Source organism: Bacillus sp. SIMBA_026 (assembly GCF_046535335.1).
Taxonomy (GTDB): Bacteria; Bacillota; Bacilli; order Bacillales; family Bacillaceae; genus Bacillus; species Bacillus velezensis.
In genome coordinates this window covers 1-245 of the sequence record NZ_JAWRWX010000400.1, presented here as the reverse complement: position 1 = coordinate 245, position 245 = coordinate 1, and the positions used below count along the sequence as shown (strand labels likewise).

Below are 245 nucleotides of genomic sequence, written 5' to 3'. Positions count from 1 at the left end.
CTGCAAGCGCTGGTGCGGCGCGCGGTCGGGCTGGACGGATCAGAGGCCGCGGCCGAACCGTCGCTGCCCGAGGACAGGCCGCATGGCACCTGGCGGTTGGCCAACAAGGGGTGGACGCTGATCAGCCCGGCGGGCCGCAAGCTGGGGCTGACCACGGGCGAGCGCGATTTCCTGACCAAGCTGGTGCAGGCGCCCGACCGCAAGGTCAGTCGCGATGCCTTCTACCCGGATGGCGCCGAGGATGC

At 71.4% G+C, this 245-nt stretch carries 1 protein-coding gene; it reads left to right on the top strand.

Going from position 1 to position 245, the window contains the following annotated elements:
- On the top strand, window positions 1–245 hold a 245-nt coding region (locus tag SB847_RS21965), incomplete at both ends, for a hypothetical protein (RefSeq protein WP_410578848.1).